At 71.4% G+C, this 25,697-nt stretch carries 26 protein-coding genes; 8 read left to right on the top strand and 18 right to left on the bottom strand.

All coding sequences use genetic code 11. The annotated features are described in order from the left end of the window. The first annotated feature begins 58 nt into the window (after positions 1-58). The 5 genes from WHI96_RS23975 (at position 59) to WHI96_RS23955 (ending at position 5,053) form a co-directional block, all read left to right on the top strand. On the top strand, positions 59-811 hold the full coding sequence (locus WHI96_RS23975) for a thioesterase II family protein (protein WP_345640562.1): 753 nt from the start codon (positions 59-61) through the stop codon (positions 809-811). A gap of 125 nt (positions 812-936) precedes the next feature. Next, positions 937-2,256 carry an ABC transporter substrate-binding protein gene (locus WHI96_RS23970; protein WP_345640561.1) on the top strand — a complete coding sequence of 440 codons (1,320 nt, stop codon included), beginning with the start codon at positions 937-939 and terminating at the stop codon, positions 2,254-2,256. After that, entirely contained in the window at positions 2,253-3,170 is a 918-nt protein-coding gene (locus tag WHI96_RS23965; RefSeq protein WP_345640558.1) for a carbohydrate ABC transporter permease, read from the top strand. The genes WHI96_RS23970 and WHI96_RS23965 overlap by 4 nt, the downstream gene beginning before the upstream one ends. After that, the gene (locus WHI96_RS23960) at positions 3,163-3,960 is read left to right on the top strand and encodes a carbohydrate ABC transporter permease (protein WP_345640555.1); all 798 of its coding nucleotides are present in this window, start codon (positions 3,163-3,165) and stop codon (positions 3,958-3,960) included. Before WHI96_RS23965 ends, WHI96_RS23960 begins: the two co-directional genes overlap by 8 nt. Position 3,961: 1 nt before the next feature. Next, complete coding sequence (locus WHI96_RS23955; RefSeq protein ID WP_345640552.1) at positions 3,962-5,053, top strand: ABC transporter ATP-binding protein; 1,092 nt, start codon at positions 3,962-3,964, stop codon at positions 5,051-5,053. Positions 5,054-5,109: 56 nt separating this feature from the next. On the opposite strand, the gene WHI96_RS23950 is transcribed toward WHI96_RS23955, so the two are convergent. The 5 genes from WHI96_RS23950 to WHI96_RS23930 all read right to left on the bottom strand — a co-directional run bounded on the left by WHI96_RS23950 (position 5,110) and on the right by WHI96_RS23930 (position 10,525). After that, the gene (locus WHI96_RS23950; RefSeq protein WP_345640550.1) at positions 5,110-5,928 is read right to left on the bottom strand and encodes an MBL fold metallo-hydrolase; all 819 of its coding nucleotides are present in this window, start codon (positions 5,926-5,928) and stop codon (positions 5,110-5,112) included. A gap of 113 nt (positions 5,929-6,041) precedes the next feature. Next, a complete protein-coding gene (gene fdxA, locus WHI96_RS23945; RefSeq protein WP_345640547.1) occupies positions 6,042-6,365 on the bottom strand; it encodes a ferredoxin in 324 nt (107 codons plus the stop codon). Between the two features lie 24 nt (positions 6,366-6,389). Then, positions 6,390-7,457 (bottom strand): 2-oxoacid:ferredoxin oxidoreductase subunit beta, encoded by a 1,068-nt coding sequence (locus WHI96_RS23940; RefSeq protein ID WP_345640543.1) that lies wholly within the window; start codon positions 7,455-7,457, stop codon positions 6,390-6,392. Continuing rightward, positions 7,454-9,391, bottom strand: a complete 1,938-nt coding sequence (locus tag WHI96_RS23935) for a 2-oxoacid:acceptor oxidoreductase subunit alpha (RefSeq protein WP_345640540.1) — start codon at positions 9,389-9,391, stop codon at positions 7,454-7,456. Before WHI96_RS23935 ends, WHI96_RS23940 begins: the two co-directional genes overlap by 4 nt. 129 nt (positions 9,392-9,520) lie before the next feature. Next, positions 9,521-10,525, bottom strand: a complete 1,005-nt coding sequence (locus WHI96_RS23930; protein WP_345640537.1) for an NAD(P)H-quinone oxidoreductase — start codon at positions 10,523-10,525, stop codon at positions 9,521-9,523. A gap of 246 nt (positions 10,526-10,771) precedes the next feature. Here WHI96_RS23930 and WHI96_RS23925 point away from each other — a divergent pair, with 246 nt between their 5' ends. After that, the gene (locus WHI96_RS23925; protein WP_345640534.1) at positions 10,772-10,966 is read left to right on the top strand and encodes a hypothetical protein; all 195 of its coding nucleotides are present in this window, start codon (positions 10,772-10,774) and stop codon (positions 10,964-10,966) included. Positions 10,967-11,099: 133 nt separating this feature from the next. Here WHI96_RS23925 and WHI96_RS23920 read toward each other — a convergent pair whose 3' ends face one another. Further along, complete coding sequence (locus tag WHI96_RS23920) at positions 11,100-12,686, bottom strand: YfjI family protein (RefSeq protein ID WP_345640531.1); 1,587 nt, start codon at positions 12,684-12,686, stop codon at positions 11,100-11,102. Further along, positions 12,683-13,576, bottom strand: a complete 894-nt coding sequence (locus WHI96_RS23915; protein ID WP_345640528.1) for a bifunctional DNA primase/polymerase — start codon at positions 13,574-13,576, stop codon at positions 12,683-12,685. The genes WHI96_RS23920 and WHI96_RS23915 overlap by 4 nt, the downstream gene beginning before the upstream one ends. A gap of 58 nt (positions 13,577-13,634) precedes the next feature. On the opposite strand from WHI96_RS23915, the gene WHI96_RS23910 reads away from it, so the two are divergent. Further along, on the top strand, positions 13,635-14,051 hold the full coding sequence (locus WHI96_RS23910; protein ID WP_345640525.1) for a hypothetical protein: 417 nt from the start codon (positions 13,635-13,637) through the stop codon (positions 14,049-14,051). Positions 14,052-14,056: 5 nt separating this feature from the next. Here the strand turns inward: WHI96_RS23910 and mobF are convergent, their stop codons facing one another. From mobF to WHI96_RS23860, 9 genes are all read right to left on the bottom strand, one after another. Then, positions 14,057-18,304: a MobF family relaxase gene (mobF, locus tag WHI96_RS23905; RefSeq protein WP_345640522.1), complete on the bottom strand. Its 4,248-nt coding sequence runs from the start codon at positions 18,302-18,304 to the stop codon at positions 14,057-14,059. Between the two features lie 98 nt (positions 18,305-18,402). Further along, the gene (locus tag WHI96_RS23900; protein WP_345640519.1) at positions 18,403-19,065 is read right to left on the bottom strand and encodes a sigma-70 family RNA polymerase sigma factor; all 663 of its coding nucleotides are present in this window, start codon (positions 19,063-19,065) and stop codon (positions 18,403-18,405) included. After that, positions 19,062-19,703, bottom strand: coding sequence for a hypothetical protein (locus WHI96_RS23895; protein ID WP_345640516.1), 642 nt, complete (start codon positions 19,701-19,703; stop codon positions 19,062-19,064). The genes WHI96_RS23900 and WHI96_RS23895 overlap by 4 nt, the downstream gene beginning before the upstream one ends. Further along, on the bottom strand, positions 19,700-20,170 hold the full coding sequence (locus tag WHI96_RS23890) for a hypothetical protein (RefSeq protein WP_349302446.1): 471 nt from the start codon (positions 20,168-20,170) through the stop codon (positions 19,700-19,702). The genes WHI96_RS23895 and WHI96_RS23890 overlap by 4 nt, the downstream gene beginning before the upstream one ends. A gap of 2 nt (positions 20,171-20,172) precedes the next feature. Then, positions 20,173-22,017 carry a type IV secretory system conjugative DNA transfer family protein gene (locus tag WHI96_RS23885; RefSeq protein WP_345640510.1) on the bottom strand — a complete coding sequence of 615 codons (1,845 nt, stop codon included), beginning with the start codon at positions 22,015-22,017 and terminating at the stop codon, positions 20,173-20,175. Beyond that, positions 22,017-22,529: a hypothetical protein gene (locus WHI96_RS23880; RefSeq protein WP_345640508.1), complete on the bottom strand. Its 513-nt coding sequence runs from the start codon at positions 22,527-22,529 to the stop codon at positions 22,017-22,019. The genes WHI96_RS23885 and WHI96_RS23880 overlap by 1 nt, the downstream gene beginning before the upstream one ends. 46 nt (positions 22,530-22,575) lie before the next feature. Then, the gene (locus WHI96_RS27925) at positions 22,576-22,971 is read right to left on the bottom strand and encodes a WhiB family transcriptional regulator (protein ID WP_425571503.1); all 396 of its coding nucleotides are present in this window, start codon (positions 22,969-22,971) and stop codon (positions 22,576-22,578) included. After that, a complete protein-coding gene (locus WHI96_RS23865) occupies positions 22,968-23,195 on the bottom strand; it encodes a hypothetical protein (RefSeq protein WP_345640612.1) in 228 nt (75 codons plus the stop codon). The genes WHI96_RS27925 and WHI96_RS23865 overlap by 4 nt, the downstream gene beginning before the upstream one ends. After that, complete coding sequence (locus WHI96_RS23860; protein ID WP_345640506.1) at positions 23,195-23,389, bottom strand: helix-turn-helix domain-containing protein; 195 nt, start codon at positions 23,387-23,389, stop codon at positions 23,195-23,197. The genes WHI96_RS23865 and WHI96_RS23860 overlap by 1 nt, the downstream gene beginning before the upstream one ends. A gap of 359 nt (positions 23,390-23,748) precedes the next feature. On the opposite strand from WHI96_RS23860, the gene WHI96_RS23855 reads away from it, so the two are divergent. Then, on the top strand, positions 23,749-24,753 hold the full coding sequence (locus WHI96_RS23855) for an NsdA family TPR-like regulatory protein (RefSeq protein WP_345640503.1): 1,005 nt from the start codon (positions 23,749-23,751) through the stop codon (positions 24,751-24,753). Here the strand turns inward: WHI96_RS23855 and WHI96_RS23850 are convergent. Together WHI96_RS23850 and WHI96_RS23845 are read right to left on the bottom strand one after the other, a co-directional pair. After that, positions 24,739-25,155, bottom strand: a complete 417-nt coding sequence (locus WHI96_RS23850; RefSeq protein ID WP_345640502.1) for an NUDIX hydrolase — start codon at positions 25,153-25,155, stop codon at positions 24,739-24,741. The two genes, WHI96_RS23855 and WHI96_RS23850, sit on opposite strands and share 15 nt — an antisense overlap. Before the next feature lie 428 nt (positions 25,156-25,583). Further along, on the bottom strand, positions 25,584-25,697 hold a 114-nt coding region (locus WHI96_RS23845), incomplete at its 5' end, for a transposase (RefSeq protein ID WP_349302426.1).

The following is a 25,697-nucleotide window of genomic DNA, read 5'->3' as shown; positions in this document are numbered from 1 at the left end:
TGCCATGGGACCAAGGTGTGGCCGACCCACGGTCACCGACCCGTGAAGGACGGACACCGTGACCGCAGTCGCCGCCCCCCTCGGGAGCCTCCGGCGCTTCCGCCCGACCATCGAGGCCCCGGTCCGGCTCGTGTGCTTCCCGCACGCGGGCGGCGCCGCGACCGCGTACCTGCCACTCGCCAGGGCCCTCGCGCCGGAGGTCGACACGCTGGCCATGCAGTACCCCGGCCGCCAGGACCGTCGCCACGAGCCGTGCCTCGAGTCCGTCGACGCCCTCGCCGACGCCGCACTCGAGGCCGTGCTCGGGGTCGCCGACCGGCCGATCGCGCTGTTCGGCCACAGCATGGGCGCCTCGGTGGCGTTCGAGGTCACCCACCGGCTGCGCCGCGAGGGGCTGACGCCGACCGCGCTGTTCGTCAGCGGCCGCACCGCGCCGTCGTGCATGCGGACCGACCGCGTGCACCTTCGCGGGGACGACGCCCTCCTCGCCGAGATCGCCGAGCTGGGCGGGACCGACAGGGCGTTGCTCGAGTCCGCCGAGATCCGCCGGATGGTGCTGCCGGCCCTGCGCGCCGACTACCGCGCCGCGGAGTCCTACCGCTGGTCGGGCGGTGAGCCGCCGCTGACCATCCCGCTGCACGTGCACGTCGGGGACCGCGACCCCAAGGTCCGGGTCGACGAGGCCCGGGCCTGGCGGGCGCAGACCGACGGGCGGTTCACCCTGACCACCTACCCGGGCGGACACTTCTACCTCGCCGGGCAGATCGGCGCCCTCGGCGCCGCCGTCGCCGCGAAGCTCGTGGCCGCGTGAGTGGCGGCGTGAGTGGCGATGTCGATGGGCCGATCGGAAGTGGCCCGTCGTCCCTGGTCACCGGGGCGCGGCGATCGAAGGATGACGCCCGGGCGGACCCCCGCCTCCCGAACAGAGGATGGACCATGAACCGGATCGCAAGGAGTGCCGGAGCGCTCCTCGCAGCACTCGGGCTGGCGACCGTCGCCGCCTGTGGTGGCAGTTCCACCGACGCTGGCACGTCCGGGCCCACCATGCCGGTGGAGCTGACGTTCCTGGGCTACAGCGTCGGCACCCCCGACCTCGGCGGGCAGGCCATGCAGGCGCTGATCGACGAGTTCCAGGCCCAGAACCCCGGCATCACCGTGAAGACGCAGCCGGTCGCGGTCGCGGACGTCCTCACCAAGCTGAAGGCGGACACTGCGGCGGGCAGCCCGCCGGACGTTGCGCAGATCGGCTGGAGCAAGATGGCCGAGGCCTACGCGGACCTGCCGATCGCCCCGGTGCAGGAGCTCGCGGGTGACGAGTGGGCTGACCACGTCGGCGGGCCCACCCCGATCGCGCCGAACCTCCTCGAGGCGGTGGCGGACGAGGGCGTGGTTAAGGCCATGCCGTTCACCATGTCCGTCCCGACGCTGTACTACAACGCAGACCTCTTCCGCGCCGCGGGCCTGAACCCGGCCACCCCGCCGACCTCGATGGCCGAGATCAGCGAGGCGGCCCAGGCCATCGCGCGCAGCGGTGCCGCGGGCACCTACATCGCCGCCGCGGACGTCGGCAAGTCCGACTACCTGACCCAATCCCTGATCAACACCGCCGGCGGCTCCTTGGTGGGCCCGGACGGCCAGGTGACCGTCGACGGCCCCGAGGCCGTGAACGCGCTGGCCCAGGTCCAGGCACTGACGACGTCGGGGGCCCAGCCCGCCATCTCCACCGCCGACGCCATAACGCTGTTCGGCTCCGGCAGGCTCGGCATGCTGCTGGCCAGCACCGGCGCGCTGGCCTCCTTCGAAAAGGCCTCGGCCGGAAAGTTCGAGCTGCGCACGGCGGCCTTCCCGACGATCAACGGCAAGACCGCAAGGCCCACCTACTCCGGAGCCGGCCTCGCCGTGCTCGGCGATGATGCTGCGCGCCAGCAGGCGGCCTGGAAGTTCGTGAAGTTCATGTCGACCCCCGAGGCCTACACCACCTATGCCCAGAAGATCGGATACCTCCCGCTGCGTCCGGCGCTGGCCGACGATCCCGCGTACCTGAAGGACTACTTCGCGCAGAACCCGCGGCTCCTTCCCGCTCTGAAGCAGCTCAACACCGTGGCCCCTTACCAGGCTTTCCCCGGTGGTCAGGCGAACCGCGCGGTCGTCGTCCTGCAGGACGAGGCGGTGGAGCCGATCGTGCTCCGCGGCGCCGACCCTGCCGCCACGCTGACGTCCGCGGCCGACAAGATCCGCTCCCTGTCGACGCGGTGACATCCACCCTCGACAGAGCGGCCCCGCCGGCCCGGGCTGCCCAGCCCAGCCGGCGGGGCCGCCCGTGGCTCTATCTGGTCCCGCTCGTCCTGGCACTCGGGGTATGGGTCTACGGCCCGATGCTGTGGACGGGTGTGCTGTCCCTCCTCGACTGGAACCTGATCTCGCCAAACCCACAGTTCATCGGCGTCGATAACTTCGTCGCGGTGTTCAGTAGGCCGGAGACGACGAACGCACTGGTGCGCACCGGCTACTACGTGCTGGGAATGCTGCCCTTCGCCACGGTGATCCCGATGGCGCTGGCGATCCTGCTGTGGCGTAGGCCCGGCCGGGCCGCCGACGGCTACCGGGCGCTGCTGTTCTCCCCGGTCGTGCTGGCCCCGGTCGCCACAGCGATCTCGTGGCAGTTCCTGCTCAGCCCCCAGCAGGGTCTGATCAACACGGTGCTGCGCGACGTCGGGCTGCCCGCCCCGAACTGGCTCGGTGACCCCCACACCGCGCTGCCAGTGATCGTGCTGATCACGGCGGGGAAGATCGTGGCTTTGAACATGCTGCTGTTCTCGGCCGCCCTGGCAGGAATCGACCGCCGCGCCATCGACGCCGCCCGCATCGACGGCGCCACCGAGTGGGAGACCACGCGGTTCATCGTTCTCCCCCAGCTGCTGCGCACGATGGCGCTGCTGTCCGCACTCTGCGTGATCGTGGCCGGGCAGTGGGTCTTCACCAACGTCGCGGCGCTCACCCGCGGCGGCCCCGACGGCGCCACCGACAACATCTACTACCGGCTCTACGCCGAGGGCTTCGACTTCTTCGACGCGGGGTCCGCGTCCGCACTCGCGGTCGCGATCACCCTCGCCCTCGCCCTGCTTTTCGGCGCTGCGGCCCTGTGGAACCGGAGGCGCTCCCGTGCGTGAGCTGCGTTGGCACACAACCCTGCTCGTCACCGGGCTGGCCGTGTCCTTCCCGCTGATCTGGGCCCTGCTGACCTCGTTCCGGCCGCAGAACGCGATCTTCGAGATCGGACCGTCCCCGGTGTCGGTGGCGAACTACGTCGACGCGGTGACCCTGTTCCCCGTCGGGCGGCTGCTGTTCAACTCGTTCGTGACGGCCCTCGGGGTGACCGCGTTGCAGTTGCTGGTCGCGGTGCTCGCCGCCTACGCCATGCTCAGCCTGGGCGCCCGCAGCCTGCGCTGGGTCCTGGGCGCGGTCACCGTGTCGCTGGTGGTGCCCCTGCAGGCCATGGTCATCCCCCAGTTCCTGATGGCGACGGGCCTGGGGTGGCGGGACTCCTACGTCGGGCTGATCGTGCCCCAGCTGGCCTCCTGCGGGCTGGCGGTGCTGCTCATGTGGGAGCACACCCGGTCGATCCCGAAGAACCTGCTCGGGGCCGCGGCGCTCGACGGCGCCCGCCCGGCCGAGACGCTCTGGCACCTGGTGCTCCCCCAGCTCCGCCCCGGCCTCAGCGCCGTCGGCATCCTCGTGTTCGTCACGACCTGGAACGAGTATCTCTGGCCCGCGCTAATCGCCCCCAGCCCGGCGAACACGACGATCCAACAGGGGCTCGCGCTGTTCAACAACCAGGAGGGCGGCAACCCCGGCCCGCTGCTTGCCGCCTCTGTGCTGGCGTGTGCACCCGTTATTGCGGTGTACGCGGTCTTCTCGCGGCGGATCACCGCCGCGTTCCTCCAAGCCGGAAGGCGTTGACGTGACCCTCGAGAAGGAGCTGACGGACCTCCCCGCCGCCGGCGGCGCGGCGGGCATCGAGCTGCGCGGGATCCGGCACCGCTACGGGACGACACCCTCGACCGGCGCGCTCGCCCTGGACGTCGAGCACCTGCCGGTCCCGGACGGCTCGCTGTCGGTGATCGTCGGGCCGTCCGGCTGCGGGAAGTCGACGATGCTTGCCATCGTCGCCGGCCTACTGACGCCCACCGAGGGCCGCGTGCACGTCGGCGGGGTCGACGTCACCGACGCCGCTCCCGGGGCCCGTGGGCTGTCGATGGTCTTCCAGGACTACGCGCTCTACCCGCACCTGACGGTCGCGGCGAACATCGGTTTCGGGATGCGGCTGGAGGCGCGGCACTCGCGCGGCGCCGGGCCCGGCCGCGCCGAGATCGACCGCCGGGTGGGCGAGGTCGCCGGGCAGCTCGGCCTGTCGGAGTTCCTCGGCCGCAAGCCCGCCCAGCTGTCCGGGGGACAACGTCAGCGAGTCGCGCTGGCCAGGGCGATCGTCCGCAGGCGCCAGGTCCTGCTGCTCGACGAGCCGCTGTCAAGCCTGGACGCCCAGCTCCGGGCCCAGGCCCGCGCGGAGCTCGCCCGGCTGCACCGCGAGCTCGGTGCGACCGTCGTGATGGTCACCCACGACCAGTCCGAGGCGCTATCGATCGCCACGCACCTGATCGTCATGCGGGGCGGGCGGGTCGTGCAGGCCGCCGCCCCCGACGAGGTCTACCGCCGCCCGGCCGACGAGTTCGTCGCGACCTTCGTCGGCAGCCCGGCGATGAACGTGCTGGAGCACGAGGGTGCGAGGTGGGGGTGGCGTCCGGCGGACGGCGTCGTCCTGGGCAGCGGCTCGGGCACCTCCAGCGGGGGCCTCGGGCTCGACGGCACCGTCGACATCGTCGAGTTCGCCGGGCACGAGCGGCTCGTCCACTGCCGCGGCCCGCGGGGCGCCCGGTGGTCGTTCACCGAGCCGATCGCCACGCCGCGTGGGGTGGGCGACCACGTCCACGTCCTCGTCCAGGCCAGGGACCTGCATCGTTTCGATCTGGAGACGGGCCTGCGCGTCGACGCGTGACGACGGGGACGGCGGTGGTCCGTGGCCCCACCGTCCCCATCAGCCGGAGCTGCCGGTCAGACCGGGAACACCCGCCCGGGGGCAGCCAGGTGCACCGGCCCGGCGAAGGACTCGGCCGCCTCGGTGCGGCGGGCCTTGAGCCAGTCGGGGTCCGCAGTGACGAAATGGGTCAGGACCAGCTCCCCCACAGCCGCGTCCCGCGCGACCCGGCCGGCGCGGGTGGCGCTCATGTGACCGTCGGAGACGTCGTCGGGAAGCTCCAGGGTCGACTCGCAGAGCAGCAGGTCGGTCCCGCGGGCGAGCTCGGTGAGCCGCTCCACGTCGCAGGTGTCCCCGCTGTAGACCATGCTCGAGCCGTCGGGTCCGGTCACACGCATCCCGCAGTTGGACATGGTGTGCTGCAGCGGACGCAACTGCACCCGGCAGTCACCGATCACGAGGTCGTCGCCCGGTTCGTACTCCCGGATCTCCAGCGCGCCGTGGAACGCCAGGTCGAGCTCCGGTCGGGTGGGGATCGGGAAGACCCCGGCGAGGCGACCGAGCGCCTCGCGACCACCGACGGGCACGTAGAGCGGAATGGGGCGCTCGGGCGGCGTCCGGGTCCCGGGCAGGGTCGGGAACGACTCGGCGCCGAGATGCCGGTTCATCAGCACGGACTTGCCGAGCGGGAGCAGGTCGTAGCAGTGGTCGGTGTGCAGGTGGCTGATCACGATCCCGTCGAGTGCGGTGGGCGTAGTCGTCGCGCTGAGCGCGGTCACCGCACCCGGTCCACAATCGAGCAGGAGCTGGGTCGAGTCGGTCGAGACGAGGTAGGCCGAACTGGCCTGCCCGTCGGCGGGCATGGCGGCCCGGCATCCGAGCACAGTCACGTTCACGGGTGGAATCCTCCTTGGCGACACCGCGATGTCATCCGCAATTCTCCGATCCAAACGGGCCGATCACATCGAGCAATCGCCGAGCCATCCGCAGGTGGTCGGTGTGGTAGGCGTCAGTCGATGGCTCGACGGGGAAGTCCGTGGACGAGCGACGCGTCTCGGTCACTCGGACCGGTCTTCGAGGCGCCGCCCGGTGAGCCGAGCCCGGTGAAGAACTCGGCGTTCGCGGTGCCATAGGCAGCGAACGAGTGCGGGAGGTCGTCTTCGTAGTAGATCGCCTCGACCGGACAGACCGGCTCGCAGGCGCCGCAGTCTACGCACTCGTCGGGGTGGATGTAGAGCATTCGGCCGCCTTCGTAGATGCAGTCGACCGGGCACTCCTCGATGCATGATCTGTCGGTGACGTCGATGCAGGGCTCGGCGATCACGTAGGTCATTGATGCTCCTCGTCGGTGGACGGGTCAGCCTGCGATGGTCCAGGTGTCGTGGCCGTTGAGCAGGGTCTGCAGGTCCGCGGTGGGGTTCTTGTCCTTGGCCTGTTGGACCTGGGCGCGGGCCGCGTCGTCGTAGGTGGTGCGGTCGACATTGCGGAAGATGCCCGTGACGGTGTGGGTCAGGTCCTGGTCGGACAGCCGCGAGAGCGCGAAGGCGAGCTCGTGGTTGGCCGCGTCGTGGGTCACGATCTGCTCCGGCGACACCGAGTCGGCGGCGACGACCGTGAGGCGCAGCCCGTCCTGCACCACGGCGTAGCGGCCGTCCTCGGGGCCGAAGACGATGGGCTCACCGTCGCGGATCCCGATCAGGCGCTGGTCCTTGGTCTCCGGCTTGCGCAGGAGGTCGAAGGAGCCGTCGTTGAAGATGGGGCAGTCCTGGAAGATCTCGACCAGCGCCGTCCCGCGGTGGGCGGCGGCGGCACCCAACACCTCGGTGAGGCCCTTGCGGTCGCTGTCGAGGGCGCGTCCGACGAAGGTGGCTTCGGCGCCCAGGGCCAGGGAGATGGGGTTGAAGGGGTGGTCGACCGAGCCCATGGGGGTGGACTTGGTGACCTTCCCGACCTCGCTGGTGGGGGAGTACTGGCCCTTGGTGAGGCCGTAGATCCGGTTGTTGAACAGCAGGATCTTCAGGTTCACGTTGCGGCGCAGGGCGTGGATGAGGTGGTTGCCGCCGATGGACAACGCGTCCCCGTCCCCGGTCACGACCCAGACGGACAGGTCCGGGCGCGAGGTGGCGAGGCCGGTGGCGATGGTCGGCGCGCGCCCGTGGATGGAGTGCATGCCGTAGGTGTTGAGGTAGTACGGGAAGCGGCTGGAGCAGCCGATGCCGGAGATGAACACGGTGTTCTCGCGGCGGATGCCCAGGGTGGGCAGGAACTGGCGGACGGCGGCGAGCACGGCGTAGTCGCCGCAGCCGGGGCACCAGCGGACCTCCTGGTCGGAGGTGAAGTCCTTCGCGGTCTGCTTCGCGTCGGTGGTGGGGACGAGATCCAGCCCTCCCGCTCCGATCGCGGGGAGGCCGAGGTCGGTGCTCATGCCTGTGCTCCGGTCATCGGGGCTCCATTGCTCGAGCCGTTGGTGGTGGGGGCCGCGTGGGTGGCGGCGGTGTTCGGGTGGGTGCCGCTGAGGTAGTCCAGGAACACGTCCTGGAGCTCTTCGGCCTTGAAGGGCAGCCCGGAGACCTTGGTGTAGGACTTGGCGTCGACGAGGTAGCGGCCGCGTAGCAGCAGGGCGAGCTGGCCGAGGTTCATCTCGGGCACCAGCACCGTGGTGTAGCGGCGCAGGACCTCGCCGAGGTTGGCGGGCATGGGGTTGAGGTTGCGGATCTGCGCGGTGGCCACGTTGTGTCCCTTGCCGCGCACCCGCCGGGCGCCGGCGACGATGGGGCCGTAGGTGGAGCCCCAGCCGATCACGAGCAGCTCGGCCTCACCGGAGGGGTCGTCCACGGTCAGGTCGGGGACGGGGATGCCGTCGATCTTGGCCTGGCGCAGTCGGACCATGCGGTCGTGGTTGTCCGGGTCGTAGGAGATCGACCCGCGCCCGTCGGCCTTCTCCAGCCCGCCGACCCGGTGCTCGAGGCCGGGGGTGCCGGGGATGGCCCAGGGCCGGGCGAGGGTGTCCGGGTCGCGCAGGTAGGGCCAGAACTCCTCGGTGCCGTCCGGGGCGTTGGGCTCGGTGGCGAACCCGGGGTCGATGTGTTCGAGAGAGGAGGCGTCGGGCACCTTCCACGGCTCGGACCCGTTCGCCAACGCCCCGTCACTCAAGACCATGACGGGGGTGCGGTACTTGACCGCGATGGCGGCGGCCTCGATGGCGGCGTGGAAACAGTCCCCGGGGGACTGCGGGGCGATGATCGGCAGTGGGGCCTCGCCGTTGCGCCCGAACATGGCCTGCAGCAGGTCGGCCTGCTCGGTCTTGGTGGGCAGCCCGGTCGAGGGTCCGCCGCGCTGCACGTCGATCACCAGCAGCGGCAGTTCCAGGGCCACGGCCAGGCCGACGGTCTCGGCCTTCAAAGCCACACCCGGACCGGACGTCGTCGTGACCCCGAGGGACCCGCCGAACGAGGCGCCCAGGGCGGCGCCGACACCGGCGATCTCGTCCTCGGCCTGGAAGGTGGTGACACCGAAGGCCTTGTGCTTGGACAGCTCGTGGAGGATGTCCGAGGCCGGGGTGATCGGGTAGGAGCCCAGGAACACCGGCAGCCCGGTGGTCTGCCCGGCGGCGACCAGGCCGTAGGCCATGGCGGTGTTGCCGGTGATCTGCCGGTAGGTGCCGGGGGCGAGCTTGGCCGGGGCGACCTCGTAGGTGACCGCGAACGCCTCGGTGGTCTCGCCGTAGGCGTGTCCGGCGCGGAAGGCCAGGATGTTGGCCTCGGCCAGGTCGGGGCGGCGGGCGAACTTCTCCCGCAGGAACCGTTCGGTGCCCTCGTGGGGGCGGTGGTACATCCACGACAGCAGGCCGAGGGCGAACATGTTCTTGGAGCGTTCGGCGTCCTTCTTGCTCAGCCCGGTCTCTTCCAGGGCACCCTTGGTGAGGGTGGCCATGGCGACCTCTTGGACCTGGAAGTCGGCCAGCGAGTCGTCCTCGAGCGGGTTGGCGTCGTAGCCGACCTTCGTGAGGTTGCGCTTGGTGAACTCGTCGGTGTTCACGATCAGCACCCCGCCGTGGGGCAGGTCGGCGATGTTGGCCTTGAGCGCGGCCGGGTTCATCGCGACCAACACGTCCGGCCGGTCGCCGGGGGTCAGGATGTCGTAGTTCGCGAAGTGCAGCTGGAACGACGACACGCCGGGCAGGGTGCCGGCAGGGGCCCGGATCTCGGCGGGGAAGTTCGGCAGCGTCGACAGGTCGTTGCCGAACGTCGCCGTCTCCGAGGTGAAACGGTCACCGGTCAGCTGCATCCCGTCACCCGAGTCGCCCGCGAACCGGATGACCACCCGGTCCTTCGTCACGACCTCGGGCCTTGTCCCCATGTGCACGTGCTCTTCCTCTCCCAGTCAAGGAACCGAACCTGTCCGTCGCCCCGCCGCCAGCGTGCACCGCGCCCGAGCCGACCATCGCCGTCGGCAGCCCGTCGGCCGCAGGCGCCCCGGGGTTTGCGATCAGCCGTTGACAGGTGCCGTCTGGTCGTTCACGAGGAGCAGCTTGCCCACGACACCGCCCGCGGCAAGCATCCGATGCGCATGTGCCGCCGCGGACAGGGAGAACCGGGCGTGCACGACCGGGCGGACCCGGCCGTCGGCGATCATCGGCCAGACCCGGTCCCGAACCTCCGCGACGACCGCCCCTTTGCCGCGGGACCCATCGACCGGCCTGCTGCGCAGGCTCAGCGCCGCGATGCTCCCGCGCCGGGCCAGGAGCGCGGCGAGGTTCACCTCGCCCGTGAGCGCACCCTGGACGCCGATCACCACGATCCGGCCGTCCAGAGCCACCCCCGCGACGTTCGTGGCCAGGTTCGTGCCGCCCATGTTGTCCAGGATTACGTCGGCCCCGCGGCCCTCCGTCGCGTCGGACAGCGCACCGGCGACATCGCCGGAGTAGTCGATCACCACATCGGCGCCGAGCTCGCGACAGACGTCGAACCGCGCCGAGTTGGCCGTCGCCACGACCTGGGCCCCGACCGCCCTCGCGACCTGCAGGGCATGGCTGCCGACCCCGCTGCTGGCGCCGTGCACCAGCAGCGTCTCGCCCGCGGACAGCCCACCGTGCATCATCACCGTGCTCCACACGGTGCAGGCGACCTCCGGCAGCGACCCCGCGACCACGAGATCGACACCGGGCGGGACGGGAAGCAGCTGCGCCACGGGCACGGTGACCTTCTCCGCATATCCGCCGCCCGCGAGCAACGCGCACACCTCGTCACCCACGGTCCACCCGACGACCCCCGGCCCGACCTCCGCGATCCGCCCGGAACACTCCAGCCCGAGGAGTCCCGACGCACCCGGTGGTGGCGGATAGTGGCCTTCCCGCTGCACCAGATCGGCCCGATTGACCGCGGTGGCCGCGACGTCCAACACGACCTCACCGGGACCCGCCACGGGGTCCTCGACCTCCGTCCAGCTCATGTTCTCGGGACCACCTGGGCCACTGACCATGATCGCATGCACGGCACGAGGCTAGGTGCCCTCGACCGGGCGGACCGAGCCACGCGCGAACGCCGCCGCCCAACCGCTGCCCTGGCAATCGATGCGGCCCAGTCGCCGGTCTTCGTGGTACGCGGAGGAGACCTCATCCGGGGCTCCGCAGTCCTTGCCGACCTGCGCCCGCCGCAGGCACGGCGAGGATCGATCCGTCGACGCGTGGGAGACAGACGGTCCGTTGCCGCCGAACCCGCCGCGGGGCATCATGGCTCCATGGCAGTCGACGTCCGCTTCCTCGATGGACCCGCTGCGGGCATCACCACGCATTTCGCCTACATGTCGATCCCCCTGCCAAGCCTGTACTGGTCGGACAATCGGACCCACCGACAGGCCGTCTACCGACGCGTCGAGGACTACCCCGACACCGACGGCGCCTGGCTGTACCGAGCCGCGACACCGCTAGCCTGATCGGCGCACGCGCGCCCACCAGGCCGGTGGACGTTTGTAGTTGAGGAGCGGCGCTGTCTCTGCGTTCCGCTGCCTCGCCAGCCGGTTCGCAGAATCCGCGCAATCCGCACAACCCTAGGCGTTGGGCACTACGTCAACGATGTGCGGATTGCGCGGATTTCGCGGACGCCGGATGGACTTCCCACCGCGGCGAGGCAGGGCGGCCGGTGCGGGGGCCGGGTGGCGGCTCCATCTGGCGGAGGAAGCCATGCTCGGCGAGGGTCTGTAGCGCGGGGTCGAGGTCGGCGACCCTGCGGAAGCGGAGCCGGGAGAGCGCCGAGAACGCCTCGCGGCGGGTGAACTCGGTACGGCCTGTGCGGAGGATCCAGTCCAAGACGTGGCGGGCGTCGTCGACCTCGGGCTCCGCAGCCATCTGGTCGAAGACGGCGAGGGCGTGGCCAAGGAAGTAGTGGCCCAGTCTCGCTGCGCCGTCGAGATGCCGGGTCGGGATCGGCTCACCCCAGCCGGCCGGGAGGACATCGGCGAGGAACAGCAGGCCAGCGAGACGGGCGATAGCACCGTTGAGTTTGGAGGCCCAGTCGGTCATGTGGGCGAGGTCGGCGTGCGGGGCCAGGCGGGGTTCGAGGCGGCGTTCGAGGTTGAGGACCTCGCGGTCAGCCTCACGGCTCAGCCGCAGGCGCTGGGGCTCGTCGTGGTCGGCGAGGAGCATGACGAGCCTGGTCAGGCGGCTGGTATAGGTCTTGTCGATCGGGGCCGGAACGGCTGGGGCGCCGACCTGGCGGCGGCCGACGGTGTTCTCCGGCAGTGAGTACAGGATCCGGGCGAGCAGGCCTCGGCCGCGAAAACCGGGCATGCGGGCGATGTCCTGCAAGACCTCCGGCTGGAGGGCCAGGCCGAGGGTGAGGGCGGGTGCCTCGACGTGTTCGGTAGGGCGACCCTTGCGGTCGACGCGGAGCAGGTCGCCCGAGTGACCTTTCAAGAACGCTTCGAGGTTGGGTACTCCGCTGCTGTAGCGCCCGGCGATCGTGGAGAAGATCCCGCCTTCTGCAGAGAGCACAGCCAGACGGCCGCGCTGCTCAGCGAGGAGGGATGCGGCGGCTTCCGTAGTGACGTCGTCGGCGATCAAGCGAGGCAGCGCGGGGACGGGCTTCTCGGCTTCGAGGGTGTACTCGGCCGCCGCGTTGAGCGCCTCGGCGCGAGCTGCGGGATCACGCACGTTCGTCGCCTCGATCGTCCGACGCTCGGCCTCCTTCGCGGCCATCTTGCGCGCGAGCTCAGCCTCCACGATCCGCGGACGTGCTTGGTCGATCAGCTGGCGCTCCGCCTCCAGCAGCGGAGCGGTCATCGCGGCGAATACCGCGCTCTTGCGCGAGCCCGGCGGCATCGCGACCACCGTGTAGAGATTCAGCGGCTCCCGCCAGCCCGGGCGGATCTCGATCTCCGCCCGGCCGCCCGCGGCGGTGGAGAGCGCGGCGAGGGCGAGGCAGCCGGGGAGGTCGAGCGGGGTCTGGGTGAACTCGGCGACCGCCATGACCATGTCCGCCACCCACGTCGGCAGTGCATCCACCGGGAAGGGCGGGGCCAGGCGGCGCGGGGCGAGCGGGGTGGGGTCGGCGTCCCAGCCCAGGGCGGTGGGGTGGTCGTCGTTGTGCAGGATGGCGAGGCGGCGGTCGGCGTCGAGGCCGTTGAGGATGTCGTTGGCGGTGCGGCGCCTGGTCACGTCCGCCCCTCCGGGGGTGCGTGGCGGGGGCAACGGATCCCGGCGGTCAGGCCGGAGCGGATCGTGCGGTGCGCCTCCACAGCTGGCAGGCCGATCGCCGCGGACGCTTCGGCGAGGGCTGCGGTGGCCAGACCTTCGGGGAGAAGTCCTCCGCCGACGAGCTGGCCGAGCGCGAACGCGGCTGCATTCAGCGTGTGGTTGCGATGCCCGGGCGCGGAGGCCAGGACGCGGTCGAGCTCGCCACGCAGCGCGGCGGCGGTGTAGGCGGAGCGGCGGCCGACTACGTCGAGCAGCGGAGCGAAACCCGCCCGATTCGGCTGCGCGTCGTCATGCTCCTCGGCGAGCAACCGGGTCAGCCACACGGGAAGCGGCGCGACCCGAGCCTCGGACGCTTGGTAGCGGCGGCCGCGGACCACCGACCCAGCCGCCACCACATAGCCTCCGGCAGCGCGAACATCAACGAGCCACCCGATCCGCGAGGCCGAGTTCCTGATGGTCACGTCATGGGGCGCGCCGTAGTAGAGGTGCTCGCCGCCGCGGCCGGTGCGCACCGAGTACGTCTCCATCGGCGGTGGCACGTCGTGGTGCTCCGCGAGCGCGGCCAGGACGTCGGCGCCGTCGGTGATCCCTGGCCGGTCCCACTGCGGCGGTCGGATGCTGTCGTGCTTGGGCCGGTCCAGGTCGAGCACAACCAGACCCGATGGCCCGCAGGCGATCCCGATCCCGAACGGGCCACGCTCCCACGCCTTCCGGATCCGGACGACGTCCGTGGTCGCGCGGGCCTCCCAGTCCCGGATCACAGGGCGCTTGTCGTTGGGGCGCAACGGGAACACGTGCCAGCTGCGGGCGGCGTGAGACAGGGCGGCGCGCATCAGCTCAGTGGAGGCCATGACCGCTCCCCCGCATCGGCCGATCCGCGAGGTCGGGGCGGCGTGCAATTCTGCAAGCATGCGCGTCACCGAGCGCGACGTCGACCGGATCCCACCGGGCAATCTGCACGTGCCCCGGCGGGATTTCGGCCTGCTCTGGGCCGCGGCCGAGCAGCGCTCCGAGGAGCAGGGAGCTCGCGGGGTCACCGACTACGCCGCGGGCGCGGTGGCGATCACCTGCCGTTGGCTGGCGGTGGCGACGGTCGACGGTCCCGGTGGGCGGCGTCGTCCGGCGTCGGCGCCGATCACGAGTACCTCGCGGACCGCGCAGGAGGAGCTGATCGAGGCCGAGTACCTCGCGGCGGAGACCCTCGCCGCGCGGCCCGCGCCGCCGGACTGGCTGGCCCGTCAGCCGGGCTACCTGGCCGCGGTGTGCGCGACGCTTCGCTGGGCATGGCGCGGCGTCGGCTCTCCCCCAGTGCTTGCCGATCACTGACCCGGTCATTCGCGCTCCAAGACGTAGTCGTCGGTGGTGTCGAGCTCGGCCGTGCGGTCGGGTGGCGGGAACTCCTCGGCCGCGTAGTGGGCGTCGTAGATCTCGCGGGCCTCGATCTCGGCCAGGGCCTGCTGCGCTCGGGTCACGGCGGCCGCGGTCTCGTCCGCGCTCGGGACGCGCACGGCGTCCTCGCCGTGGTCGAGGTCCCGGTCCTGGTCGCGGATGTCCGCTGTGGGCTCGTGTCGCTCGCGGGACGGAACGTCGAGCTCGTACTCCTCGGTGATCTCGCGGTCCCGCTCGTCCTCGACCTGGTCCGCGCGGTGGGCGGCGAGCCATTCCTCGGCGGTGACGGCGGGCTCCGGGGCGGTGTCGGCGTGGCGGAGGGCGAGCTCGGCTCGGGCGCGGTCGCCGGCGGCGCGGGTGGCGGCGGTGTGGGCGAGCCAGCTCGACCGGGCGTCGTCCACCTCTCGGAGCTCGGCGGCACGCTTGTCGAGGACGTCGGCGAGCGCGCAGGCGTCGTGGCTCTCCTGCAGGAGGCGGTCCGGGTCGGTGGCTGTCTCGGCTTCGGCTGCGCGCAGGGCTGCGGTGCGGCGCTGGGCGTCGGCGGCCTGGTGAGTGCCGGCCAGCTCGTTCGCGACATACCGGGGTGCCCACACCGCTTCCCGCTCGGAGGCGCGGATCCGGACGCGCAGCTGTCCGTCGGACATCTCGATCTCTTCGCGGTCGATCTCGGGACGTCCGAGGGAGCGCCAGGCCGCGCGGTAGGCGGCGAACGCCTCCACCTGCCCGGGCGCGGGTGCCGGGCCGAGGGCGTCGGCGTCGCCGGTGTGCCCGCGCATCTCCCTGTATGCCGCGACGGCTCCGACCTCGGACGCCCACTCCCGACGGGCCGTCATCTCCTCGGGCGGCTCGCCGAAGGCGTCGAGCGCCCACCGAGGTGGTTCGTCGGCCGCTTCCAGGCCCAGCTGCCGGGCGCGCGCGTCGGCGGCCTCGGCCAGGTTGTTGAGGTAGGCCTGCCATTCGACGTCGTCGACGCGGGGTGTCCACTCGGCCCAGGTCTGGCCGACTGGGTCGAAGCGGTGCCGCTCGGTGATCCGGCTGTAGAGGACGTTCGTGGCGTTGCGCGCGCCGTCGAGGGAGCGGTCCGCGGCGGCGTCGTGGAGGACCTGGCGGGCGTCGAGACCTGCGAGCTCGGCGCTGCGCAGGACGCGGGTCAAGGATGCGGCGCCGTCCTCGGCGGCGATGCGGGATCGGTCGCGCAGGCTGATCGTGCCGTCCAAGGCGAGTGCGTCGAGCCAGCCGGCGGTGCGCTCGGTGGCGGCTAGCTGGGCGGCGTCGGCCAGTAGCTCGGCGGGGGTGCGGACGTTGTCGGTCTCCGCCGCGGATCGGGTCGCCGTGGCGAGCGCGGAGTGTGTGCCGGTGCGGTCGTCGGGGTCGAGGACGAGTGCCACCGCGGCGACCGGGTCCCGCCGGACGGTCTGGTCCTGGTGTCCGTCGGCGGGGTCGAGTGGTGCGGTCTCGGTGACGACGTGGGCGAGGTTGCTCTCCCGTCCGCGCGACATCCCGACGTAGAGCGCCTGCGGACTGGTGCGTGGGGTGACGACGACGTGGCTGGTGTCGACCATGCGGCCTTGCGCGGAGTGGACGGTGGAGGCGTAGGCCAACGCCACGTTGTCGGCGACGTAGTCGGCGGGCAGGACCATGCGCTCTTCTGCGGCGGCGACCTCGAGCCCACCGTCGTCGCGCACGGCGGTGACGGCGTAGGTCTCCCGGTTGATCGGACCCCGCCGGTTCCCCTCCACGCCAGCGAGGTGCCAGCCGTTCGCGCGGGCCTCGACCAGGTCACCGACCCCGGCGAAGGTGCCCTGCAGGCCGAGCGGGACGCCATGCTCGGCGACGCGGCCCAGCCGCACCAGCTCCATGCGCAGCGAGGCCGAGAGCGCGGCGGCCTGCTCGTTGGTGTCGACGACCAGGAGGGACTGTTTGCCTGCGAGGGTGTCGGCGAGCCAGGCCTGCGCGGCGGCGGTCTCGGCGTGGCCGAGGGTGCCGGAGTCGAGTAGCCGTCCGTTGCGGTGGTAGTCGCGGAGCACGGTCTCGTCGCCGTTGCGCAGCCGCAGGGAGGCGCTGCGTTCCCAGCTGTGTGTGAAGCGGCGGGCGTCCGCGAGCTCGTAGCGGGCTCCGCTGGCCGAGACGAGGTCCATCCCGCCACCCGCGCCTACCGCGGCGAGCTGCTTGTGGTCCCCGACCAGCAGCAGCTTCGCGCCGGCGGCGTCGACGTGGCGGTGGATCGCGGCGAGTGCGGGGGTGTCGGTCATCGCGGATTCATCGACCACGACGAGGTCCCCGGCCCGCAGCCGCCAGGACCGGTCGTCGTCGCGCACTTCGGTGGCGAGTCGCTCCTGGGTGGCGAGCCATCGGGCGACGTTGCGAGTGGTCAGCCCTTCGGCGGCCAGGACGTCGGTCGCGACCTGGGAGGTAGCCAGCCCGAACACGCGACGTTCGGCGGGATCGTCGTGCAGCTCGGGGTCAGCCCAGGCGCGAGCCAGCGCGCCGACGACGAACGACTTGCCCGTCCCGGCCGGCCCGATCAACGACTCGACGCGCGCGCCGGAGGTCAGGACCCCACGGACCGCGGCCGCCTGATCGGGGCCGAGGGAAATGCCGGACTCGCGCAGGCCGTCGAGGAACCGCTGGGCCTGGCGCGGGTGCAGCGCAGCGGCGTCCCGCTCGGTGGTCGAGGCGACGAGAATCCGCTCGATCTTGAGCTGGTCGGGCGTGGAGTACAGCCGTCCACCTGGCGCTTGGTAAGCGGAGTCGCCGTTGGCGAGGCGGAGTTCGGCGGGTAGCGCGGCCTGTCCGGGGCGGTCGCTGTCGAGGGCGACAGCGTGCTGCAGGGCTTCGTCGGCGAGTTGGTCGAGCAGCTGCGCGATGTCCGTCCCGGCAGGTGTTCCGAGATGGTCCGGCAGGGCGGCGTTGACCGCTCGCGTGAGGTCCGAGCGGGTCCAGGTCGCCCGCTTCGTCTGGACGTCCGCCAGCGCCGTCTCGATCACCGCCTGCGGCGACCAGGATTGCGCACTTCGCGAGGCGGGGCGGGCGTCGAGGGCCGCTCGGGCGACACCAGCGAGGCCATCGGCGACCTCGGAGCGCAGCTGGGCGTCGACTCGGTCGAGCAGCTGCGCGCGGGCCTCGCTGTCGTAGGTCTTCGCCTGCCGGGTCGCGAAGGTGGCCTGCCGGGACAGCCGGTCACGCTCCAGGCCATTCGGGGTCCGGCCGAACCGGGCCTCGAAGTCCGCGATCAGCTCCTCGGCCTTCGCGGTGACCGCACGGCGGCGAGAGGAGACCAGCGCCATCGCCTCGGGTGCGACGCCGACGATCTCCCGCGCCTTCCCGTCCGGCCGCATCGCCAGCGCCAGCCCGAGTCCATGGCTCAGGCGCTCCTCCGCGGTCCGCTCGGCGACCGCCGCCGCGCCCGCGCGCCACTTGTGCATCCCGCGCGAGTCCAGCGTGCGCCACTTGCCGTCGGGCGACTCGACGCGGTTGAGGACCGCGTTGTGGATGTGCAGCTGCGGGTCGTGGTCGCGGGAGTCGTGCTGGAAGAAGGAGGCGACGACCCAGTCGTGGGCGTCGACGTAGCGCCCGGCCGCGCCGCCGTGGTGCCCGACGCGGGAGTACCCGGACTTGTCCGAGAGGTACGCGAGGCCGGCGTTGTTGCCCGCCCAGATCGCGTCCTCCACTGCCTGCCGGTAGCGGTCCCACGCCGCGGCCGACTCCGTGTCACCCGCCGCGGCGGCCTTGACCTGTTCAGCCTCGAACGCGGTGTGCAGCAGTGTCACGGACTTCTGAACGCTGAACGTGACGTCCAGGAAGGCCACGTTCCGCCGCGCCAGCTTGCCCGCCTCGACCCGGAGTTCAGCGCGGCGTTCAGCGTCGGCGTGCGGCTCGCGCGTCAGCGCCGCCGCGTACAGCGTGTCCTCCGAGCTGTACTTCCGGCCGCTGTGCCCCAGGGTCGGGATCTCGTCCCAGCGGGACTCGTCGTTGAACGCCTCGTGCCGCGGGTCGAGGAACCGCTCGTAGACGGCCTTCATGTCCCGGGCCTCGACGAGGCCCTGCAGTCCGAGCTGCTCGGCTCCCCGGCCCCACCAGCGCCCCGGAGGCTCGCCCTCGGCGACGGCGCCGGTGTAGTAGTTCTCGCGGCCCGTCGCGACCGCCTTCAACAGGTAGTCGGGGCTGTAGCCGACGGCGATGCTCAGCACGGCGCCCACCGGCCGCAGGCCGCCCGTCGGATCGTGATGCCTTGGTGTGCTCGCGTTGATCTTGGTCGTTTTCGTCTGATTCTGTGCAGTGGTCGGGATCATGGGTGGGTGCCTTCGTCGTCGTGTCGTGCTGGGACGAGGTGGAGTGCGGTGGGTTGGTCGCGGAGGGCTTTGAGGGCCTTGGCTGCGGTGCCTCGGGAGACTCCGGCGAGGTCTTGGAGCTCGGAGACGGTCGGGAGGCGGCCGTGCTCGGCCGCGTGAGCGCGGGCCCGGGTGCGGGCGTGGTCGCGCTGAGGCGACTCGGCGGGCCGTGTCAGTTCAGCCTCGGCAGGTGGCTGTACGGGCTCTGCCTGTACAGCGGGCTGTTCAGCGGGCCGCTGTACAGCCGTGTCATCGGTCAGCAGGTACAGCAGGTGTGCCACCACGGCAGCCGCGACGGCGGGCCAGGCGCCGATGCCGAACCGTACGGCCGGGCTCGCTTCGAGCCCCTGTTCAGCGGCGAGGTACACCGCCTGTGCCAACCCGGACAGTCCAGCCGCCACCACCACGACCGCCCACGCGTACCGGGCCGCCGATCCGGTCAGCCGCGCCGTGGCCGCGTAGGCGACCAGCGCGAGCCCATCGGTGATCAGCGGGTAGAGCCACGCGATCCCGGCGGGGACGCGGGAGGCGACCGCCACCTCGTAGAGCCCGTGTGCGGTGGCCGCGGCCGCCCCGGCGGCGACGGCGAGGCCGGGCAGCCAGATCGCCCGCGCGGTCACGACCGACCGTCCAGCGTGCGGCGGATCGCCGACGGATCCTTCGACGGCGCAGGCTCGGGCGCCTCACCGTCGCGATCACCGCCCCACCAGCGGGCGATGTCCTCGACGACGTCGGCGTTCGACACCTCGGGCGCTGCGCTGTCGACCTGCGTCCAGCCCGGTCGGGCCTGGTGGTTGTCTCGCGAGCACAGCCCGGCGTACTTGTTGATCCGGCGCACGACCCCCGGGCGCAGTCGCTCGTGCCAGTCCCCCGCCAGCGCCACCGACGCCCCGTTGCCCTGGTAGGCGGCCGACCAGGCGTGCATCAGCCACAGCAGCTCCTCGACGACGTCGGGGTGCCAGCACCAGCAGTCCGGGAACCCCTGGGTCGAGTCGCCATAGCGGAGGTAGACCGCCCCGAGCCAGGCCACGAGATCGTCGAGATGAGCCCGGACCTCGGACTCGTCGACGGGCGCCATCAGCCACGACGGTGTCGGCTTCGCTGCCCGGGCGCGGAGCGCGGTCACCGTCTCGGCCAGGTCTGCGAGTAGGCGGGATAGTTCGTCGACGCGCACCGGGATCCCGCGAAGCGTGCCGACCTCGCGGCGCAGCCCCTCGACCTCGCGAGCCAGTCCGGCGACGGCGTCCGGCGGGATCACGACGACCACCCATCGGCCTCGGCGATGTCCGCGTCGTCTGCCTGGTAAACCGGATCAGGACCATGAGCAGCGGCAACGGCATGCCGAGCGCGTTCGAAATCGTCGACCGGCTCGAAGGTCTGAGCACGGGCTGCCCACGTCGTCGTCTGTCGGTCGATGTGCGCGGCGTATCCGGGGCTCTCCTCAGGGTCCGAGACGGCGGCGACGTCGCTCCAGTCCGCGGCGTACTCCGCGGCTCGGTCGCGGGCTTGGGCCGGGGTCTCGCCGCGCTCGTAGTCGACCCACTCGTAGTCGCGGCGGATCTCGGCGACGTCGCCGGTGTCGAGGCCCCACCGGTGGACCGAGTAGCCGAGCCGGTCGCTCGTCTCGTCGAGATAGTCACGGACCATCGCCTCGGCGACCTCGGGCCCGCGCCCGGTCTCGGTGACGAGCTGGTCGATGGCCTCGGCGCGGGTGAGCGGTTCCATGGTCATGCCTCCTCTCGGATGTCGACCACCTGGCCGTCGACGACGAGGGCGTCGCCGGGCAGCCGGTGGGTCCTGGGGCGGGTGAATGCGGGGCCGGGCCAGCCGGGCACCAGCCGTGCGAGCGCGATCCGAGCCGGGGGCACTCGGGCGACCAGGGCGACGATCCGTGCGGCCGCGCGCGGACGACGACGGCTGAATCGGGCCCAGCGCACGTCCCGCCGCCGCCATCCCATCTGCGCGCGCCCGACGACCGGCGCGATCCCGCGCCGGATCACCAGCACCTTCCCGGCGGGCAGGTTCGCGATCTGCGCAGGCGCGAGGACGGGTGTCTTGCGGGTCGTGCGAGCGACAGTCCGCCCGCGCGGATCGAGGGTGTCCGCGGGCTCGTCGCGCTCACCGGTGAGCGTCGACCAGAACTGCAGGTCCTCACGATCCCGGGTGCCGCCGAACACCATCATCGCACCGGCGTTGTTCAGGATCGTCGCAGCGCCGTGCTCGCCGTAGCGCGCCAGCAGCTGCGCCCTCGACTGGATGACGATCAGGATCGTCACCCCACGCCCACCCATGTCAGCGGTCCACGCTTCGAGAGGCACCGGGCAGATCAGTGCCGCCTCGTCGAGCGCCAGGCGCAGCCCCGGGTCAAGGCGACCGCCCGGCTTGGCCGCCGCGATCCGGCGGGCCTCGCGGGCGATGTAGCCGGTCAGGGCGGTGACCAGCGGGGCGGCGTGCGACTCCTCGCCACCGAGCAGGAACACCGTCCCCCGGGTCGTGAGCAGATCCGCGACCTCGAGAGGCCGCGCACCATCAGGTCCGAGGCCCGCGGTCTCCCGGGCCGACGCCGAGGTGAGCCACCCGAGTGTCGGCATGATCGTCGAGGTGATCGAGGTCCGGGTGCGGTCGTTGGTCCCGACGAACTGCTCGAACGACACCCGGAACGCCGGCTCCGGTGAGCGCCGCAGCAGCCCCGTGACCTCCTTGTGCGCGGTCTCCGGGCTCGCGGTCCAGTCCAACACTTCGCGCATCGACCGGTGCCCGAGCGCCGCGGCGTGCAGCAGCGCCTCGAGCACGCGTCGGCCCTGAAGCTCCCAGTACTCCCGGTCTCCCCCGCGCCCTCGTGAGGACACCGCGGCGAGCAAGTCCGCTGCTCGCTCAGCCGCAGCGACGGGGTCTTCGCAGCCGGTCAGCGGGTCGAAGGTGATCGACGAGGCGACGCCGCCCAAGCCGGACGGGTTGAAGGTGAAGACCGGCCCCTTCTCCTCGCGGTACGGAGTGCAGAGGTCGCGGAGGTCCAGCCGGGTGCTCGTGGCCAGGACGGCGCCGGGCGCGTCGATGATCTGCCCGGCGAGCCACCCGGACTTCCCCGACCGCGGGCCGCCGACCGAGACCACGACGTCCTCGACCGACGACCACACCCACTGCGATCCCGACCGGCACAGCCGCACCGCCACCTCGGTGACCGGCAGCGCGAGCAGTTCGCGCCGCGTCGCACCTTCCAGCGAGGGACGGACCGTGCCCGCCTTGCGGAGCATCGCGCCGGAGCCGGCGAACCGGAACACATCGGCCGTGGAGGCCACGCCGGACTTGCGTCGCGACCGCGCACCCCACCGCGACACCGTCGACGACGACCGCGACCACCGATGCCGCACTACAAGCAGCCCGACCACCACGATCGCGACCAGAGCCGGCCACGACACCGCCCGCACGATCGTCACCAGCGGGAACACCGCCATGAGCAGCAGCCCGACCGCGATCCCACGGGCCCGACGAGCCCACGCGATCACCGCGGCGACCAGCAGACCCAGCAGGATCAGCGGGTTCGGGCTGAGCAGGACATCGATGCCGACCATTAGTCGCTCCATCCCGTGTCAGTGCGCCACTTCGTGAGCGAGGCGCCGTGCCGAGCGCACGTCTCGCCGTGCCCGGTCTCCTGGTCGTCGGGGTGTGAGCTGCTGCCGGTCCCGTAGTCGGTGATCAGCTCGCCGCAGGACCCACAGCGCCAGTAGGTCGACGGCGCCTCGAACGACCGCCAGGCAGGCTCCGCGCGGCGACCCTCCACGACCTCGGCGAACGCCGCTTCGGCCCGCGGCTCGTCCGCGGCCCCGTTCGGGAGCCCGAGTGCCTCGCCGATCTCGTCCCACGAGCGACCGGCAGCGCGGGCGTCCCTGGCCCGCTCGACGAGCAGCCCGCGCGCAGCGTTCGCCAGTGCCCGTGCCGCGCGTACCCCTGGCAACGGATCCACCAGACGTCGTCGGGTCAGCATCTGGTAGCCGGGGATCGGCTCGACGATGACCTCCCCGCCGAACTCATCGACGGCGATCCGCTCGGCAAGACGGTGGAGTTGCTCTCGCGCTGCGGTCATCACGCACCTCCTGTGGTCGTTGTTGCGAGAGCTGGTGCTGCGTGCGTCATGCCGAGATCGCCGCCCGCCACCGCTCGACGGTCCGGTCCGTGACCCCGCAGCGCACCGCGACGTCCTGGTTCGACTCGCCGCGCTTGAGCAGCGCGAGCCCGGCCGCGCGGATGTCCTCCCGCGGCGACGGCTGCCGGATCCGGCCCGGCCGCGGCGCGAGGGACTCCGCCCGCGCCGCGCGGCGCTCCTCCGCTGTGAGCCCGCCGGCGATGCCGACGTGGATGTGGGTCGTCGACCATTGCAGGCAGGCGTCCCGCACCGGGCACCGCCCGCATACGGCCTTCGCCGCGGCGATCTGGTCCTCGCACAGCGGGCCCTCCTCGACGACCGGGAAGAAGAGCTCCGGGTCCTCGCCGACACACGCGGCCTGGGCCCTCCAGTCGGCGCTCATCCCTGACCCGCCTGGGTCGTGTCGGTGAGGACCGGCGTGGTGGTGTCGTTGAGCGTCGACATGAACGTCGCGACGGCACCGGGCAGGCCCGAGCCCGCGGGCGTCGCGACGAACAGGACGAGCGCCACGAGCGAGAACACGATCGCGCCGCCCGGGAAGCGGGCCTTGGCGCAGAGGAACGCGCCGACGATGGTGAAGAAGATGAGAACTCCGACGGCTTCCATCACGCCCCCTCGGCGGTGAATGCTGCGGCGTCGACGACGCCCTGGGCGGTCACTGCGGCCTCGGCCATCGCGTCGACGGCTGCAGCCGGGATGATCAGCCGGCCGCGGATCTTGACGGCCGGGAACTCCTTGTCCGCGATGGCGCGGTAGACCGTGACCCGCGACATCCCGAAGATGCGCGCGACCTCCGCCACGCTGTAGAAGCGGGGACGAGCCCCACCTGAATTGGTCCCAGACATGTCCACCTCATCTGTGCAAGCTGACCAACTCAGTAAGGAGCCGGTCTCGATTTCGATCCAGTCGCCCTGCCTCGTGCTGTGGACAGAGCGTCTCCCTGTGGACAGAGGTTGCGACAGATGACTCGGGGTGACACGGGATGACACGCACTCCGGATCAGGGTTGATTTCTGCAGCTCAGAGCGTCATCGTGTAGCTAGAGGAGATCAGGAGGCGTGATGAGCAACAGGCTTGCGGCAGCGCGACGAGAGCGCGGCTGGACCCAGGCGCGACTCATTCATGCCCTCCGCGAGGCCGCCCGAATTCACAATCGTGAATTGCCCAGCTCAGCCAGCCTGAAGCGCCGAATCGCAGCCTGGGAGAACCAGGACAAGGGCATCAGTGAGGAGTACGTCGAGCTGCTCTGCGAGGTGTACGGGAAGACGCCGTTCGAGCTCGGCCTCGCCGTCACCGCGGTCGAGCCGGTCATCGAGCTCGAGGAGATCCCCGCCTTCACCCGTCTCGACGCCGGCCTCGTCGGACTACTGCACGACCAGACCCAGAACATCCGTCTCATGGACCGGCGGCTCGGGGGAGACGCGATCTTCCGCCAGACCCGCGCGCACGTCGACCAGATCGAGTCGCTCGTCCGCTACGCCATGCCGGGCACGCAGCGCGAGGCCGCGGCGGACGCCCTCAGCCAGGCGGCCGCGCTCGCGGGTTGGCAGGCCCTCGACAACGGCCGCCTCGACGAGGCCTGGCAGCTCCACGAGACAGCAGTCTCCGCAGCCCGGGAGTCCGGCGTGGCTGCCGAGCTGGGCTATGCCCGCGCGCAGCAGGCCTATGTGCTCATAGACGCGGGCGAGCACGCTGCGGCACGCCAGCTCATCGGGGCCGCCCGTGCCGAGGCGGGGTCGTCGGTTCCCAACGCGCTCGCCACCTGGCTACTCGCGGCCGAGGGCGAGGCCCTGGCCCACCTCGGCGATCGCGACGGCGCGCTCCGAGTCCTCGACGCGGCCGCGTCGGTCATGCCGGACGTCCCCGACGACGAGCTCCCCTACGTCATGCTCGACGCTGGCCACCTCGCCCGCTGGCGCGGCAACTGCCTCGCCCGCCTCGGCGAGACCAGCGCGATCGACGACCTCACCTCGGCCCTGCTCGCTATGGGCGAAGGACAGTACGGCCGCGCCGAGGTCAGCCTCCGCGTCGACCTCGCGCTCGCCTTCCGCGCCCGGGGCGACCTCACCGAGGCCCGCCTCCACGCCCGCCGCGCCAATGAACTCGCGGGACGCACCGGCTCGCAGCGGCAGCGCCGCAGGATCAAGGACCTACTCGTCGCCTGACTTCGCCCCGCCCAGCGCGAGCAGGTGGAGCAGCCCGACCAGGGATCCCGAGTTCACGATCTTCCCCGTCCGGATCAGCTCGGGGACGTCGCTGAGCGGCAGCCACTGGAACTTGCCCTCGTTCAGCTCCGTCGGGTCGGCGACGAGTTCTGCCCCGCGGGCGAGGTAGACGTGGTGAGCGTTGCGGACCATGCCGATCATGGGCTCGAAAGTCACCAGGTGCTCGATGTTCCGCACCCGGTACCCCGTCTCCTCCAGCACCTCCCGCGCCGCGGTGTCGATCGGCTCCTCGCCCTCGTCGAGCAGACCACCGGGGAGCTCCCAGTTCCAGACATCGGGCACGAAGCGGTGGCGCCAAGACATCAGGACACTCGATCGGACGTCGTTCAAGACGACCGTCATGGCGGCTGGCGGAAGCAACACGGTGTGATGCTCGAAACGCTCACCCGAAGGCGTCATTACGTCCGCTAGACCCACGGTGATCCACGGGGAGGTATAAATCGTCCTCTCGCCATGCACCTCCCAACGGTCGCTCTCCGACGTTTCAGACACCTCTGCCATACGAATTCCTTCACCGCGGATCGCAAAGTTGCATGCGCACTGGGCGCCTCACAACCATCGGCGATACACTCATCCGTCGATATCCAACAACAGCGGCTCCGCCCGGAGCTCGACCTCATTCAAGACCGGCAACGATGCAGCTAATTCTCCATAGAGAGCTGAATGCTGTTCGTCCCTCTCTAGGCTGACACCAATCGAATATCTCTGGCTAGCTCCCGCGAAATCCCACCGGTTCACATTTCTAACGGCAATAACTGGCTCTTCCGGATTTAGAGTGCGAGCGCTCCGCAGTGCAGTAGCGACCGGATCCGATAATTGATCAGGTTGCGGAAGCCCATGGCGTTGCGGCGGAGGGCTTCGAGTCGGCCGTTGATGGCCTCGGT

The organism is Pseudonocardia tropica, assembly GCF_040105315.1.
GTDB lineage: Bacteria > Actinomycetota > Actinomycetes > Mycobacteriales > Pseudonocardiaceae > Pseudonocardia > Pseudonocardia alni.
Note: the sequence above shows the minus strand (reverse complement) of the source record. Positions and strands in the feature narration are given on the sequence as shown.

Excerpts from the sequence above, each read along its gene's own strand:
- WHI96_RS23880 (WP_345640508.1), bottom strand. The coding sequence starts at position 22,529 with ATGACCGCAGCGCGAGAGCAACTCCACCGTCTTGCCGAGCGGATCGCC.
- WHI96_RS23865 (WP_345640612.1), bottom strand. The coding sequence starts at position 23,195 with ATGGAAGCCGTCGGAGTTCTCATCTTCTTCACCATCGTCGGCGCGTTC.
- WHI96_RS23885 (WP_345640510.1), bottom strand. The coding sequence starts at position 22,017 with ATGGTCGGCATCGATGTCCTGCTCAGCCCGAACCCGCTGATCCTGCTG.
- fdxA (WP_345640547.1), bottom strand. The coding sequence starts at position 6,365 with ATGACCTACGTGATCGCCGAGCCCTGCATCGACGTCACCGACAGATCA.
- WHI96_RS23910 (WP_345640525.1), top strand. The coding sequence starts at position 13,635 with ATGCGCGTCACCGAGCGCGACGTCGACCGGATCCCACCGGGCAATCTG.
- WHI96_RS27925 (WP_425571503.1), bottom strand. The coding sequence starts at position 22,971 with ATGAGCGCCGACTGGAGGGCCCAGGCCGCGTGTGTCGGCGAGGACCCG.
- WHI96_RS23915 (WP_345640528.1), bottom strand. The coding sequence starts at position 13,576 with ATGGCCTCCACTGAGCTGATGCGCGCCGCCCTGTCTCACGCCGCCCGC.
- WHI96_RS23940 (WP_345640543.1), bottom strand. The coding sequence starts at position 7,457 with ATGAGCACCGACCTCGGCCTCCCCGCGATCGGAGCGGGAGGGCTGGAT.
- WHI96_RS23970 (WP_345640561.1), top strand. The coding sequence starts at position 937 with ATGAACCGGATCGCAAGGAGTGCCGGAGCGCTCCTCGCAGCACTCGGG.
- WHI96_RS23850 (WP_345640502.1), bottom strand. The coding sequence starts at position 25,155 with ATGACGGTCGTCTTGAACGACGTCCGATCGAGTGTCCTGATGTCTTGG.
- WHI96_RS23935 (WP_345640540.1), bottom strand. The coding sequence starts at position 9,391 with ATGGGGACAAGGCCCGAGGTCGTGACGAAGGACCGGGTGGTCATCCGG.
- WHI96_RS23890 (WP_349302446.1), bottom strand. The coding sequence starts at position 20,170 with ATGGAACCGCTCACCCGCGCCGAGGCCATCGACCAGCTCGTCACCGAG.
- WHI96_RS23925 (WP_345640534.1), top strand. The coding sequence starts at position 10,772 with ATGGCAGTCGACGTCCGCTTCCTCGATGGACCCGCTGCGGGCATCACC.